Source organism: Desulfitobacterium sp., from assembly GCF_034927245.1.
GTDB lineage: Bacteria > Bacillota > Desulfitobacteriia > Desulfitobacteriales > Desulfitobacteriaceae > Desulfitobacterium_A.
Genome location: NZ_JAYFQK010000022.1, coordinates 52,112 through 67,415, shown reverse-complemented (window position 1 = coordinate 67,415; position 15,304 = coordinate 52,112). Strand labels below are relative to the sequence as shown.

Sequence of the window (15,304 nt, the reverse complement as noted above, 5' to 3'; positions counted from 1 at the left end):
TTTAATTGAGTTCTATTGCCCTTTGCTTAGGATATACATATGGGATATAGGAAACTCTAGGTGGAGTTTTGACTCCCGATAGTTCCGGTGGAACTATCGCACTTGTTTCTGAAATTAAGTTGACTTATCCAGGGACTTAGCGCCACTTATCTCCCACTTGGGAGTCTTAGTGGCGGTTAGTCATCGGATAAAATGTATTGGGGGGCTAAAAATGACCATTTTTCAAGCGGTAATATTAGGAATTGTCCAAGGCCTAGGAGAGTTTCTCCCTATTTCCAGTTCGGCCCATCTCGTTTTAATTCCTTGGTTATTTGGATGGAATTACATGGGCATAACCTTTGATGTTGCTTTACATATGGGGACACTCTTAGCAGTAGTTCTTTATTTCTGGAAGGATTGGATAAGTTTATTTAAAGGTGCGTTAAGCCGAAAACCTTCAAATGAGAAACGTTTATTTTGGTATTTGGTCATAGCGACAATTCCCGGGGCACTGATCGGCTTTGCGCTGGAAGACAAAGCAGCTACTGTTTTTCGATCCCCGCTTTTAATTGGAATTATGCTTATTCTCTTAGGTCTAATTCTCTATTGGGCTGATAACAGGCGTCAATTGCGGACATTGGAAACTATGACTTTGATGGAAGCTTTATTGATTGGCCTATCACAGGCACTGGCGATCATTCCCGGTGTTTCAAGGGCCGGAAGTACAATGACAGCTGCACGGCTGCTTAGTTTGAAAAGAGAAGATGCGGCACGATTTTCATTTTTAATGTCAACACCGATTATCTTAGGAGCGGGTATTCTTAGTCTCCGACATCTTCAACCCTCAGATATTAATCTTTCCTTTGTGATAGGAATTTGTACTGCTTTCATTGTAGGGCTTCTCAGTATTTCATTTTTACTCCGTTATCTAAAGACGAGCAATTTTAAGGTTTTTGTGGGATATCGTTTTATTATAGGAATAACGGTTATTATTATTTATTTTTTAAGATAGCCCTTTAAAGTGGAAAAATTATTTTAGTATAAGAGAAAAGCGAAAAAAGAGGAGGATTTTTTAGAAAAAACTCGAACTTTCTATTATTGAGAAAGGTAGGAGGGGACGTTTGATGGAATTTGAAGCCCAACTGGACAAAGTTCTTGAATGGGTAGGACAGAGATTGAGAAGTTGTCCCGTGAGAGATGGAGTGGCTTTCTATCATCATACTGAAAAGATTTTTAAAATCCGGAGAAGGCGCAAAGGATGGTATCTTGAATTCACAGTTCCGGTTCCATTATGTTCTGATCTCAAAGTTCTGACACCCGAAGAAGCAGCTGTTCGAAAATTAGGGCGGACACGCTGGATTTATCGGGGAAATTCTGAAGAGGATGCACGAAAGTTAGTTTTTGCAGCCATGTCAAGTATATCTCCATCGCGTCTTGTTGAGCCGGCAATGGCGCGGGATGAGCGAATTGTATCCGAATTTACTTGCCCATGTCTAAAAAAAATGGAAAAACTGCAAAATGCGGAGAATTTACCTCATGAAATATCTCAGCAATTAGAAGAAGCATGTGATCTCCTGCGAAGCGGCCGTTATAATGAGTTTATCCCTAAGATTGCCGAAGCCCTTAAAAGCATAACAGCTCATGTGCTTAAAAAAGAAGGAAAAGAACCCTCAGGGGATTTAAGGGATCAGTTTAATTTAATAATCGAACTGGGAATTCTTTCACCCTCGTTCAAAGCTGAAGTAGATGAACTTTTTAGTCAAAACATTTTAGAACGACATTTCGAAGAACCAAAACGTGCTTATCCCTTGGCCCTTATGCTCGTTTCTTTTACAAGCAAGTTAATCAATATCGGAAAGCTAATTAAGCTTTGGAGTTAGTTATACCCTCCTAAGTCAATTCATAAGGTGACTTAGGGGGGATTTTATTTGGAACGGAAAAAACCGCGCGAATATGGCTTGTGGATGGGAGAACTGCCTCCGGGCAGACAGAACGATATCTGTGATGTTCCGGGGGTTTTGATTGGAAATGTAACGATTATTAGGGGCGAAGGAGCTCTTGTACCCGGTAAAGGTCCTGTACGGACAGGAGTGACAGCCATTCGTCCGCATCCCGGAAATATGTATCAAAACCCATGCCGGGCAGGAATTTCTGTTTTTAACGGCTATGGAAAATCTATGGGGGTTCCCTATCTTCTGGAAACAGGAATTCTTAATTCACCAATCCTCCTCACGAACACCTTGAGCGTAAATGCTGCAGCTGAAGGGCTATTGACACATCTCTTAAATGAGAACCCGGAAATTGGAAACGATGCTCGAACTCCGAACCTTGTTGTCTTTGAGTGTGATGATTCGTATTTAAACGATATTCGGGGCCGACATGTAAAACCGGCTGATGCTATTCTCGCTTTAGGGCGTGCAAATAATGAAAGTGTTCCCCAGGGTAATGTCGGGGCAGGTACCGGAATGTCCTTATTCCAGCTTAAGGGTGGGATTGGCAGCTCATCACGTATCCTCCGATTAAGAAACAAAAATTATGTCTTGGGGATCCTTGCCTTAGCCAACTACGGGTTATTAAAGGATCTGCTGATCAATGGGGTGCCTGTCGGTTTGTTGTTATCACATGTGGAAGAAAAGTACTGTCCCGGTTCTTTGATTCTTGTCGGAATAACGAATGCACCTCTTACACGATGGCAGCTGACTAAGCTTGCCGAGAGATCCTTTTTAGGAATGGCTAGAACCGGAGGAATTTCTCGTACAGGAAGCGGAGAATTTTGTCTTATGGTGAGTACCCAAGGTACGGCAAATGAAGATATTGTATCCGATTTTGAAATGGATGACTTTTATCAAGCAGCTATTGAGGCATCAGCTGAGAGTATTTGGAATGCTCTTTTTCTCGCCCAAACCATGGAGGGTAGAGATAACAGAATTCGGTATGCACTACCCATCAAAGAAGTTTTGGGCTTGCTAAATAAGGTATGATTGAATTGTTTCGGGATATCTTCCTCTGCTTGTGTCATTTTAAGGGACTTCAACGCGTAGATATGAAATATGACACAATAAACGTGACCAAAAGCAAAGGGAGGATCTCATTGTGGAGAGATGGCAAGCAGTTTGGACGACTCATTCTGATATTTTTATCGCAAGTAATTTTGAAGAATGTCCCGCGGAAAAGAAGAAAAACTGGCGACTTCCGAGCCAGTTTGATTATTATTTGGGCGGAGGAACATCTCTGCGTGTAGGGATTATTGCGAGCGCGAAGCTCCCCAAAGAAGAGGATTTTCTACTGGCAGGTATGTTATGGGGAAGCCGTTTGAGCAATGGTGTCAAAACCGTCATCTATTTTGTTGCCCCTGATTTTTCTCCTTTTTTCTTACAAACTTTAAATATGCTCGGAGGTATTATAAAAGCTCATGCTGTTTATTGGCGCGAAAAATTAACACCGAGCCTTTACCTTATACCGGAGAATATAAATCAAAAGAGCCTGCAAACCGCTTTAGGGGAAGAACGTCTTGATTGGAAAAAATGGCGTCAAGAACTTAATCCGGTAGCCCAGTATCAGCTTGATGTTGTTAAAGGATATGTTGACGAATTAGTTAATCGCCAAGTCAGGGTGGACATTAAACCCCTGAGTATCAGCCTTCTCTGGGGAAATTTCGAAATCGCTGAAATCCGCCGCAAGGGAAAGAAATTTGAGATCATGACCAAAGCAAAGTGGGAACGTGATTCAATGCTCAGCAAACAATGGCAGTGTTTAGGTTGGGTTGATGCTTCAGGAGTATTAAATCAAGAATTCCGTCAGACTATAACCTCTATTTTGGATCACCTAGAAAGAAAGGAAAAGCGTGGGGAACTTAAGCCGAAGGAAATCCTTTCTCGTTATTTGCGTCAAGGAGGCGGGATTATCAGCTCCCTCTGGGGGATCCCCTGGGAATGGCCATGGCTGCCCAAAGAACGGGGAGAAAATTGGGTCAATGAATTAGGTCAATGGTTCTATTTTCTGGGAGATGGGCAGCTGAGCGTTGTTTTCCCGATTTTGGAAAAGGCGATGGTCTGTGCCAGTCATTCTCTGCTCTTAAGCAGTGTTTTAAAAAATAGTGATCTGCTCTGTTCAAATAAGCTAAAACCTTCGGGAATCCGGTGGAACGGGCAGATTATTTGGCTTACGACTGTAAGTCTCGAGGAAGACCTGCGGCTCTTTCAGTCCTGGCTGAAGAATCCGGAACAGTTCCCAATCTGGACTTTACCTGATCATTGGCAAGCAAGTGGCTTAGATGAGTTAAACTGCCGCAGTCATGTCAATGCTTCGCTGATAGAGTATTAAATTAAAGGAAGTTATGGTATAAATCCTCTGCTTAATGTATAATTATACGGAAGCAGAGGAGTGATTGAATCATGGGATTAAGAAAAGCTAAGCTTGCTGATGTTGAGTATATCCAAAAGCTGATCAATGGTTTTGCGGAAGAAGGTTTAATGCTTGCTCGTTCAAGACATATGCTGTGTGAACATATTCGTGAATTTCTGATCTATGAAGAAGGGGGTCAGATTAAAGGGGCCGGTTCGCTTCATATCCTATGGGATGATTTGGCAGAGGTACGGGCTTTAGCCATTGGTAAGGATTATCAGAAAAAGGGTTTGGGAAAGATGATTGTAGATTCCCTGATTGAGGAAGCTAAAGAGTTAGGTGTTCCAAAGGTATTTACTTTAACTTACCAGCCGGGATTTTTTGCCCATTTAGGTTTTCACAGTGTGAACAAAGAAGAGTTACCGCAGAAAGTATGGCAAGAATGCCTTTATTGTGTAAAATTCCCAAACTGCGATGAAAATGCGTTACTTATCGATATAAATTTAAATGACTAAAAGTAAAAAACCAGACGGTATTGAACCGTCTGGTTAAAAAATGTTTTAAGCAATCGTTACGCGAGAATTTTTTCTTAGCGCTTGAGCAGTACGCTGTCGGCGTAATCTGGGTTTTGTTTTTAGAATGGTTTGGAGAAACTGCCATTGTAAATCTAAGTAGGCATTGCCTAAATCATGTTCGCTTGTTCCATGGGCGATCAGATATTCACGGGAAGAACTTTCAAATTCGCGAATAAACTTTAGAACCTCTTCATTAGATGACAGCATTAAACATTCCTCCTTGCAAATCGGTTATATTAAAATTTGATGATAGATCATGTAAATTTTTGGCTTGTATTTATTATATGAAATTTCGACGGTGAAATGTGTTGTAAAAGTGAGAAGTTTAATGAATTAAACCCAGAAAAGAATGCAGAACTAATGTGATTTCCTGTAGTTTTTAGGAGAATAGTTTGGTGAAAGATTAGTTTTTCGCCAGAGAGAGAGATCAAACAATCTTAAATTTCCTGCTAAAATATGCCTTTGGGCAAGTGAATACTTTTTAAGCTGGATATAACAATCAGCAAGGGAATGATGTAAGCTCGCTTTATAGCTTAAGGATAAAAGGATTTGGGTAAACCAAGATGCACCATTGTGGGGAAACCCCGTTTTCCGGGATATAAGAAGACTGCGTTCATAAATTTTAATGGCCTCGGGGAAGCGTCCGAGATGCTGAAGTACGTGTCCCTGGTTAATAAGGAGCAAAGGGTCGGCAAGTGTATACGGATTCTCGCGAAGAATGGTTAATGCTTGGCGAGGGCGATTTTCCCGAAGAAGGATATCTGCGAGAGTGGCACAAAGTAAAGGGTCCTGTGAAGGTAAATAATTTCGCAGCAGTTGAATGGCCTGTTCAGTTTCGTGAAGGTAAAAATAGAGCTGGCTGGCAAAATGAGATATCGCCAGGGGGCTCGTATCTTTAGTTATTTCTCGGGCCATGTGCAGCACCGTTAGTTTCTTATCGGGAGGGGGAAATTGTTTTTTTCTCATCATTGCCAGATAGGACAGCAAAGTAGAGATCCAGAAAAAATACAGCCCCGGAAGAAGCCCAAATCTCCAAAGCGTTAGTCCACTCAGAGCTAGGGAAAAACTCCATAAGGTAAGAAAAAAATAGAGCTTATAAACATATAAAATTTCTCGGTCATATTGGATATTTTGACTCATTCAATTCCTCCGCAATACAGGCTGGCAAAAATAATTTTCGTATAGAATAAAATAAAATACTTGAGAATTCGAAAGGTTTCATTTATACTAATGAGCGATGGGGGTATAGCTCAGCTGGGAGAGCGCTAGAATCGCACTCTAGAGGCCAGCGGTTCGATCCCGCTTACCTCCACCATTATTAAGATTATATGATAAGGGTTTTAACGATATGATATTTTCGTTGAACCCCTTTTTTTGTCTGTACAAATTCTTTAAATAATTTTATTGACTTCTGTTGAGTTTCGTTACATAATAAACATATCGATAAATGAAACCTAGTTTTAAATAGTGAAACGTACTTAGCATTATTTGTGCCTCCATAATTCGAATTATTTTGCTCTCAGTTATAAATTTGAGAGTTAAGAAAGGGGTGAGAGACTTCTTTCCCAAGTGTATTTGAGTTTAAGAAGGATCTCGGAAATTTACATTATGGAAGGGATAATGCATGGCTAGATTTTTAGAATATCAAGGAAAGGCATGGCTTGCAAAAGCAGGGATGCCGGTACCCAAAGGCCGATCTGCATCCACTCCGGAAGAAGCAAAAGAAGCAGCGGAATGGATTGGCGGACCCGTTGCCGTAAAAGGCCAAGTACAAGCCGGCGGCCGTGGCAAAGCCGGTATAGTTAAATTAGTCAACACGCCTGATGAAGCAGCACAGGTTGCAGCGGAAATCCTTGCCAAGACGGTTAAAGGATTACCGGTTCGCCAGGTGCTTGTTGAAGAAAAACTCAATATCAAGAAAGAATTCTATTGCTCTTTTGTAGTTAATGGAGCCAGAGAAGCCCGTTCCCCAATGCTGATGTTTAGTACAGAAGGGGGAATGGACATTGAAAGTGTTCCCGAAGAGAAAATTTTTAAAGTAAATGTTGATCCGATTTTTGGCTTGCAAATATATGATGCCGTTGATTTAGCGGCAAAGGCGGGTATCCCAGATAAAGATATTAGTAAATTTGCTAACTTTTTAACGAAGTTATCTCAAACGTATCAAAAATATGATTGTCAAACCTTAGAGATCAATCCGTTTATTATGACTGACAAAGGGGATCTTGTTTGCGCTGATTGCAAGATGGAGATTGATAACAGCGCGGTAGGACGTCATCCGGAGTTTGATATTAAGATTGCCCGTGACCTTCCCGGAGAACCGACTGAATTAGATTATATCGGGTGGAGCATCGAAGAAACCGATGCCAGAGGCACGGGGTTCCTAATGAACATGGGGTATGACGAAGTAAGTCCGGGTTATATCGGATATCATCCGATTGGCGGTGGTTCTGCCATGATGGGGCTTGATGCTTTGAATCAGGTCGGGTTAAAGCCGGCTAATTATGCGGATACGAGTGGAAACCCTGTTGCCTCAAAAATTTATCGTGTCGCCAAATCTGTTCTGACTCAACCGAATATTGATGGTTATTTACTCGGGGGCTTCATGATGGCCAATCAAGAACAATGGCATCATGCACACGCCATAGTGAAAGTTTTACGTGAAGTCCTGCCAACGCAAAAACCGGGTTTACCTTGTGTGCTGTTGCTTTGCGGCAATAGGGAAGATGAATCCTTGGAGATTCTTCGCACAGGTTTAGCAGATTTAATGACTCCGGAAGGTCCTGGGAGAAGAATTGAAATCTATGGCAAGGAACATGTAACAGATACAAAGTTTATTGGTGAAAGACTCTTATATTTGAGTAAAGAGTATCGAGCTGAAAAAGAAGCTCTAGGAAAGTAGGGAAATACCGTGCTGGAATTCGCAGAAAAAAGTTGTACGATTATAATCGATACCAGCAAGTGCGATTCTTGCGAGACCAAGGCTTGCGCTGATGCTTGTCAAAAATATGCTCGCGGTCTGCTCGGTATTGATGATCAGGGAAGGGCCTCTGTTGCCCATCGCAGCAATGAGGAGGTTCTACGCTTAGGAACGGAATGTCTCGCCTGTGAATTTGCATGCAAGTTCCGCGGAAATGATGCAATTCGTATTGAAGTACCGGTTTCCGGTTTAGATGAATACCTCAAGAAACGCAGTTTGGCTTAACCCTGTAATTAGGTAAAAAAACCGAGCAATAAGCTAAATGAGGGATAAAAATGGGCATTTTAATCAATAATGAGACTAAGGTTGTTGTCCAAGGAATCACCGGACGTGAGGGATCGGTGAGGACAAAATATATGAAAGAATATGGAACGAATCTTATCGGCGGTACGAGTCCGGGAAAATCCGGAGAGCAAGTACATGGTGTCCCTGTGTATAACACGGTGAAAGAAATTGTGAGTGCACATGGGGAAATCAATTTTAGTGTCGTATTTGTACCGGGCCGTGCTTTAAAAACAGCAGTAATGGAGGCTGCTGATGCAGGGGTTAAGAATATTATTCCCTGTGTCGAAGGGACTCCTATCCATGACATTATGGAGATGATTGAATACGCCAGGCTTAGGGGCTCACGGGTTATTGGACCCGGTTCAATCGGGATTATTACCCCGGGAGAATCGGTTGTCGGATGGCTTGGAGGTAATGTCGAGTGGGCCAACAAATTCTTTAAAAAAGGAAGTATTGGTGTTTTCTCGCGCAGCGGAGGACAATCAGGGACAATTCCCTGGGTCTTAAGAGAAGGCGGCTTTGGGGTCAGTACGGTGGTTCACACAGGAACAGAGCCTGTCTTGGGAACTTCAATGGCGGATTTACTTCCTTACTTTGAAGAGGACCCTGAAACCAAAGGTGTTGCGGTATATGCTGAAATCGGCGGCACACAAGAAGAAGAATGTGCGGAAGTGATTGCCGCAGGCAAATTCACGAAGCCTTTTGTGATATATGTGGCCGGAGCTTGGGCTCCGGAAGGTCAGCGCTTTTCTCACGCATCTAATATAGTGGAGCGCGGGCGAGGGTCTGCCAAAAGTAAGATGGAAGCCATTCGCAAAGCCGGTGGTTATGTAGCAGATACACCCACAGATATTCCGCTGATTCTAAAAGAAAAGATAGCAACTGATTTTTGATAGCTCCAAGATTCATACTTACTTACGCTGCTAAGGTTTTTATACCTTAGAAATAAAAATTAAAAGTATTTTAGGAGGTAATTTAGTCATGGCAGTTATGAGATCTATTATGTACATCCCAGGAAACAATCCCAAATTTATTTCCAAGATACCGTCAATTCCAGCCGATATTATCACTTTTGACCTTGAGGATGCTATTCCACCTTCAGAAAAAGTGGCAACCCGCCAAATGATCAAAGAAAATCTCCAAGCGGGTCATGCGGGCGGAGCTCAAGTTTATGTTCGTATTAATAACTGGGAAACCAATTTAACCGATGATGACCTTGAAGAAATTGTATGGCCTGGTCTAGACGGTGTAACCTTAGCTAAAACGGGTTGCGCAGATGACGTAAAACGCCTCGATTGGAAACTTGAAGAGCTCGAGCGTCGTCGTGGTATCCCCGTCGGAACCGTTAAAATTTCCATGCTGCTTGAAACCGCTAAAGGTGTTGCCAATGCTGAAGAATGCTGCCTAGCCAGCAAACGTAATGTAAACGCTATCTTTGGTGCCGTAGACTATTGCCGTGATATGCGTGTAAAATTAACTTCTGCTGCTGTTGAACAACAATATGCACGTGCAAAAGTAGCTGTAGCTTGCCGCATGGCAGGAATTGTTGCAATTGACGCTCCTTTTGCTGATTATAAGGATCTTGAAGGCTTTAAGAAAAATGTTGCCGATGGTCGTCAAATGGGCTATGAAGGCCGCATGATCATCCATCCAGGACAAGTTGAACCTTCCAATGAGTTATATGCTCCGGATCCTGCAGATGTACAATGGGCTAAAGATGTTGTTAAAGTCTTTGAAGAAGAAGGTCTTGCCAAAGGTAAAGCTTCTGTTTCCCTTAACGGAAAAATGGTTGATACACCGGTATATCTCAATGCAAAAGACATCTTAGCAGCTTACGAAGAAATCGAAGCTAAAAATGCAACAATGAAAAAATAATTAGCTTTTGAAAAATTGTTAGTTATTAACGCCTGGTTGCTAATTTGTAACCAGGCGTCATATTCTAAAGCATTTTCCCGAAATTACTGAAAAGAGAGGATGGCGAAGCCAATGACACGTATTAAAAACCTCCGTGAGGAAGCCTTAGAGTTTCATAAGGTACAGCCTGGGAAGCTCGAAGTTAGAGTAACCGTACCCGCTAATGACGTTGATGACTTAACATTAGCATACTCCCCCGGAGTTGCTGAACCTGTTAAAGAGATTGCGGCACATGCAGATGATCTCGATGTATATACCAATCATGCCAATGCTGTCTGTATTGTATCGAACGGAACAGCAATTCTCGGTTTAGGTAATTTAGGCGCACCTGCCGCCATGCCTGTTATGGAAGGTAAATCACTGCTCTTCAAAACCTTTGGAGATGTAGATGCTTATCCGATTTGTGTTAACACCACAGATCCGGATAAAATTGTAGAATTAGTTGAACTTATGGCTCCTACCTTCGGCGGTGTTAACCTAGAAGATATCAAAGCACCTGAGTGCTTTGAAATTGAAAGTAAACTGAAAGAGCACGGCATTTTCAAAGGACCGATTTTCCATGATGATCAGCATGGAACTGCTATTGTAACTCTGGCAGGTTTAGTCAATGCCCTTAAAGTTGTCGGCAAGAAGATTGAGGATATCAAACTTGTTGCTAATGGAGCAGGTTCTGCGGGTATTGCGATCGTTAAACTGCTGATGAGCATGGGACTCAAAAATGTCATTATGTGTGATACCAAGGGAGCTATTTATAAAGGCCGCCCCTATGGCATGAACAAATATAAAGACGAAATTGCTGAAGCAACTAATCCTGAAAGATTCGATGGGGATCTCGCCGGCGCTTTAGTTGGGGCCGATGTATTTCTCGGTGTTTCGGCAGCAAATGTATTGAATGAAGATATGATTCGTGCAATGGCCAAAGATCCGATTGTATTCTGTCAAGCCAACCCGGTTCCAGAAATTTGGCCAATAGAGAGAGCTTTTGATGCAGGTGCCGCCGTAATTTCTACAGGCCGCTCCGATGTTCAAAACCAAATTAATAACATCTTAGCTTTCCCCGGTGTATTCCGCGGAGCAATTGATGTGAGGGCTACAGACATCAATGATGCGATGAAAGTGGCGGCAGCATACGCAATTGCCAACCTTATTAAACCGGAAGAGCTTCGTAAGGATTATATCATTCCGAATGCATTTAATCCGGAAGTTGCTCCCGCAGTAGCAAAAGCGGTGGCTAAAGCAGCGATTGACAGCGGCATTGCAAGGAACCCGATTGATCCCGAAATTGTTGCTGGGAATTTAAGAAAGAGATTAGCAAATCAATATAAGTAAATACAAAAGTTAGATAATTTGTAATAAGGGCTGCTTCCGGTAATCTGGAAGCAGTTTTTTGTTTACGCCACGCACGGCGATTAACTAACAGAAAGGATAAATTATTTGTTAAATGGAGAATATTTAATCTTGATATTTTAAATATTCTGGATTAGAATTAATGTAGTAGAGTGGCCTGACCACCTGGAGGTATTATAAAGAGATTGAAGAGAGACAGGAGTTGAGTAATGTGAGAGATGTTAATCTCTTATATGAGCGTTTCAAAAGTAAGTTGGAGTCTGTATCCGGTGAGTGTTATCGTGCAAACACGATAGAGGAAGCTCAAAAGTTGGTGGGTGAGCTCTTTCAGAAAAAAGGAATTAAAAGTGCGGCAATGGTGGATTCACCTCTGGCGAGAAGCTGTGATTTAGCTCATTATATTCCTGAAAACGGTATAACCCTGCACATGGATCATTATCAAGAAGTTACCCCTACTGTAGATGCCGGAATAACGGAAATTAAATGGGCGATCGCCGAATTAGGAACTTTGGTTGAATATGCTGTAGATGTGAATGAACGTTTATGTTCTTCTTTTACACCCATTCATTTTGCGCTTGTGCGGACATCTTCTTTAATCCCAACTCTGCCAGAGGCCTTGGCTATAATCAACAAGGAACCTCAAATTCCGGGATACGTACGGTTTATTACAGGTCCAAGCCGAACCTCCGATATTGAGAGGGTACTAACCATTGGCGTACATGGACCCGGAGAGCTGATTGCGATCTTTGTGGATGATTCGACCGAGGAGGGGAAATAAAATGGCAGATGCACAATTTAAACAGCAAATCGAAAATGCCTTAGAAAATAAAACACTAAGAGGGGCATTAGGACGTTTTGTAGATACGTACTCAGATGCACGGGAAAAGGCTTACGAAGGGTATGATGTTGAGGCACTTCGTGATCAAGTTGTTGAAGTTAAGGCCTATGCGGCCGAACATCTTGATGAAATGATCGATAAGTTTGAGAAAGCGGCTACGGCGCGCGGTGCTAAAGTCTATCGTGCGAAAACGGGTGAAGATGCCAAACGCTACATTCTCGAACTGGCTAAAAAACAAAACGTCCAGCATATTGTAAAATCTAAATCAATGGCTTCGGAAGAAATTCACCTGAACCAGACTCTGATTGATGCCGGAATGGATGTACAAGAAACAGACCTAGGGGAATGGATCATTCAGATGGCCGGTCAACGTCCATCCCACATGGTTATGCCGGCTATTCATTTGACCAAAGAAGAAGTTGCGGATGAATTTACAAAGAACTTGCATTATCATAACGACCCTGAAATATCTAAATTAGTTAAAACAGCACGGGCAGAAATGCGTAAAAAATTCATGGAAGCTGATATGGGTATTTCCGGTGCAAATATAGCCGTTGCCGAAACAGGAACTTTAATGATGGTTACCAATGAAGGTAATGCGTGCTTAACCTCCACTTGGCCCAAAACGCATGTTTTCCTCGTGGGAATTGAAAAGTTTGTCAACAATTTTGAGGATGCGAGTTCAATCCTTCAGATGCTCCCCCGCAATGGCACGTGTCAACAGATTACAAGTTATGTTACGATGGTTACGGGCCCAACACCGGCTTATTATCCGGATGGCACAATAAAAGATAAAGATTTTCATATTGTCCTTATGGATAATGGACGCCGAAAAATGTATGAGGACGAAAAATTTAAGAAAACCTTCCAATGCATCCGTTGCGCTGCCTGTCTGAATGTCTGCCCGGCCTTCCAACTTGTCGGAGGGCATGTTTATGGGCATATCTATACCGGCGGGATAGGAATCATCCTCACTAATTTCCTCAATTCTCCCGATGATACGGCTAATCCTCAAAACCTTTGTATTCAGTGCGGAAGATGCAATGAAGTTTGCGCAGGAAGGCTTAACATCTCGGAAATGATCCTAGAAGTCCGCAATAGAATTGGGGAGCAAAAGGGCTTGCCGTTTGTCCAAAAATTTGCGCTGGACGTGGTTTCCAATCGTCGCTTGTTCCATTCTCTCTTGAAGATCGCATCGAAAGCTCAATTACCTTTTTCCAAAGGACAACCGATGATTCGTCATCTTCCCATGTTCCTCTCAGGATTAACTAAGAATGGGAGCTTACCGACAGTTGCTGATGTTCCATTTCGTGATGTCATTAAGACAATTAAGCAAGATGTTAAAAATCCAAAGGGAACGATTGCGTTCTTTGGCGGATGCCTTATCGATTTTGTTTATCCTCATATTGGTGAAGGTGTTGTCAGGGGCTTAAATGAAAAAGGGTATAAGGTCACTTTCCCTGAAGGACAATCCTGCTGCGGCGCTCCTGCCAGCTATATGGGTGATCGTCTGAATGCTCGTAAATCGGCAGTTATTAACATTGAAGCGATGAACGCTGAAGACGTGGATTATGTCGTATCGGCTTGCCCGACTTGTACCCATGCTCTAAAAGATAGCTTCAGGGACTTAGTTGCAGACGATCCCGCAATGTTGAAGAGGGCAGAGGAGCTCAACCGTAAGACGTTTGACTTCTCGAAACTTCTCTACGATCTTGGTGGCTTGGAACCGGGCGGAGATGGTAAACCATTAAAAATTACCTATCATGATTCTTGCCACTTAAAGCGGAGTCTAGGTGTTTATAAGGAACAACGCGAGATTTTAAAGAATATTAACGGAATTGAACTTGTAGAAATGAAAGACTCCGACCGTTGCTGTGGTTTTGGAGGATCATATTCCATTAAGTTCCCAGAGATGGCGGGTCCGATGCTTGAGAAAAAATTAAAGAATATTAACAATACAGGGGCAGAAGTTGTCGCTGTGGATTGCCCAGGATGCCTTATGCAAATTACCGGAGGATTAGATAAAGAAAACTCCCCCGTAAAGGTTATGCATACGGCAGAGCTTGTACTTGAAAAGTGGACAAAATAAAGCGCACGGCCTATTTATTGAAGAAAATCTGTCTGCAATCATGCAGGCAGGTTTTCTTCATACATATCAGAATGTATAAGTCTTTATCGGTTGATAAACTCTAAGTGCAACCAGCGGCTTTGCCTCTCGGCGAAGCCGGGTTTTCTTTATTTAAAAATGGGGAAACTAGGTAAAGTTAAGGATTCCAGCAGGATTTCAGAAATTTAGAGAGAAATATCTAAAGTATAACGATAAGAATTAGGTGGAACGATGATTAAAGCAATCCTTTTCGACTTAGATGGGACACTGACGCAGATGGATCAAGAGGAGTTCATGCGCAATTATATTGGCCTTTTGGCTCCTCGTTTTAGCCATCTTATTTCTCCGGAGAAATTCGGGAAATATGTGATGCATTCAACCGAAACAATGATTAAAGAACCAAAGGACGCTAAAACCAACCTCCAAACCTTCTTCGAAGATTTTACACGGGTTACCGGGCTTACTTATACAACACTTTGGCCTATTTTTGAAGAATTTTATCAAAATGACTTTCCGGCATTAAGCTGCTTAGTTAAGGCTGATGCAGAGGGGAAGCGTACGGTCGAGTCCGCGATTCAACAAGGATATACAGTGGCGGTTGCAGCCAATCCGGTTATGCCGACGCTTGCCATTGAAGAGCGTATCCGCTGGACAGGGTTATCGCCTGAACAATTTGCGCTGATTCCGGCAATGGAAAACTTTCATTTTTGCAAACCCCAATTAGGTTTTTACGAAGAGATTGCCCAGGGTTTAGGCTTATCTCCAAGGGAATGTATGATGGTTGGCAATCATCCGATTGAGGACTTGGCAGCACGGCAAATAGGAATGAAAACCTTCTTAGTGGGGACACCCCCGGATGAAGTTCAGACAGATTATTATGGAGATTTACCGGAGCTGAATAAACTGGTTCTTCGTGGAAATATATAGGCTCAAGG

General features: G+C 42.3%; 15 protein-coding genes and 1 tRNA gene. 14 read left to right on the top strand and 2 right to left on the bottom strand.

The genetic code is table 11. The annotated features are described in order from the left end of the window. Positions 1-211: 211 nt before the first annotated feature. The 5 genes from uppP to VB077_RS06380 all read left to right on the top strand — a co-directional run bounded on the left by uppP (position 212) and on the right by VB077_RS06380 (position 4,838). On the top strand, positions 212-991 hold the full coding sequence (gene uppP / locus VB077_RS06400) for an undecaprenyl-diphosphatase UppP (RefSeq protein ID WP_323414393.1): 780 nt from the start codon (positions 212-214) through the stop codon (positions 989-991). A 112-nt stretch (positions 992-1,103) separates the two neighbouring features. Continuing rightward, positions 1,104-1,859 (top strand): hypothetical protein, encoded by a 756-nt coding sequence (locus tag VB077_RS06395; RefSeq protein ID WP_323414392.1) that lies wholly within the window; start codon positions 1,104-1,106, stop codon positions 1,857-1,859. Between the two features lie 48 nt (positions 1,860-1,907). After that, positions 1,908-2,960, top strand: a complete 1,053-nt coding sequence (locus VB077_RS06390; RefSeq protein ID WP_323414391.1) for a P1 family peptidase — start codon at positions 1,908-1,910, stop codon at positions 2,958-2,960. A gap of 112 nt (positions 2,961-3,072) precedes the next feature. Beyond that, positions 3,073-4,302: a hypothetical protein gene (locus tag VB077_RS06385; RefSeq protein WP_323414390.1), complete on the top strand. Its 1,230-nt coding sequence runs from the start codon at positions 3,073-3,075 to the stop codon at positions 4,300-4,302. A 71-nt stretch (positions 4,303-4,373) separates the two neighbouring features. Beyond that, positions 4,374-4,838, top strand: a complete 465-nt coding sequence (locus tag VB077_RS06380) for an N-acetyltransferase (protein WP_323414389.1) — start codon at positions 4,374-4,376, stop codon at positions 4,836-4,838. A 45-nt stretch (positions 4,839-4,883) separates the two neighbouring features. Here the strand turns inward: VB077_RS06380 and VB077_RS06375 are convergent, their stop codons facing one another. Together VB077_RS06375 and VB077_RS06370 are read right to left on the bottom strand one after the other, a co-directional pair. After that, positions 4,884-5,105 carry a hypothetical protein gene (locus tag VB077_RS06375; protein WP_323414388.1) on the bottom strand — a complete coding sequence of 74 codons (222 nt, stop codon included), beginning with the start codon at positions 5,103-5,105 and terminating at the stop codon, positions 4,884-4,886. Positions 5,106-5,255: 150 nt separating this feature from the next. Then, positions 5,256-6,038, bottom strand: a complete 783-nt coding sequence (locus VB077_RS06370) for a tetratricopeptide repeat protein (protein WP_323414387.1) — start codon at positions 6,036-6,038, stop codon at positions 5,256-5,258. Positions 6,039-6,137: 99 nt separating this feature from the next. Between VB077_RS06370 and VB077_RS06365 the strand changes: the two genes are divergently transcribed. The 9 genes from VB077_RS06365 to VB077_RS06325 all read left to right on the top strand — a co-directional run bounded on the left by VB077_RS06365 (position 6,138) and on the right by VB077_RS06325 (position 15,296). Next, positions 6,138-6,213, top strand: a tRNA-Ala gene (locus tag VB077_RS06365). Between the two features lie 309 nt (positions 6,214-6,522). Then, complete coding sequence (locus tag VB077_RS06360) at positions 6,523-7,800, top strand: ATP-grasp domain-containing protein (protein ID WP_323414386.1); 1,278 nt, start codon at positions 6,523-6,525, stop codon at positions 7,798-7,800. Positions 7,801-7,809: 9 nt separating this feature from the next. Beyond that, positions 7,810-8,103: a hypothetical protein gene (locus tag VB077_RS06355; RefSeq protein WP_323414385.1), complete on the top strand. Its 294-nt coding sequence runs from the start codon at positions 7,810-7,812 to the stop codon at positions 8,101-8,103. A 50-nt stretch (positions 8,104-8,153) separates the two neighbouring features. After that, entirely contained in the window at positions 8,154-9,056 is a 903-nt protein-coding gene (locus VB077_RS06350) for a succinate--CoA ligase subunit alpha (RefSeq protein ID WP_323414384.1), read from the top strand. Between the two features lie 88 nt (positions 9,057-9,144). Next, positions 9,145-10,038: a CoA ester lyase gene (locus VB077_RS06345; protein WP_323414383.1), complete on the top strand. Its 894-nt coding sequence runs from the start codon at positions 9,145-9,147 to the stop codon at positions 10,036-10,038. A gap of 111 nt (positions 10,039-10,149) precedes the next feature. Beyond that, a complete protein-coding gene (locus tag VB077_RS06340; RefSeq protein WP_323414382.1) occupies positions 10,150-11,406 on the top strand; it encodes an NAD(P)-dependent malic enzyme in 1,257 nt (418 codons plus the stop codon). A gap of 229 nt (positions 11,407-11,635) precedes the next feature. Further along, a complete protein-coding gene (locus tag VB077_RS06335) occupies positions 11,636-12,202 on the top strand; it encodes a lactate utilization protein (RefSeq protein WP_323414381.1) in 567 nt (188 codons plus the stop codon). A gap of 1 nt (position 12,203) precedes the next feature. Beyond that, positions 12,204-14,351 (top strand): L-lactate dehydrogenase (quinone) large subunit LdhH, encoded by a 2,148-nt coding sequence (gene ldhH, locus VB077_RS06330; protein ID WP_323414380.1) that lies wholly within the window; start codon positions 12,204-12,206, stop codon positions 14,349-14,351. A 249-nt stretch (positions 14,352-14,600) separates the two neighbouring features. Next, positions 14,601-15,296, top strand: coding sequence for an HAD family hydrolase (locus VB077_RS06325; protein ID WP_323414379.1), 696 nt, complete (start codon positions 14,601-14,603; stop codon positions 15,294-15,296). Positions 15,297-15,304: the final 8 nt, after the last annotated feature.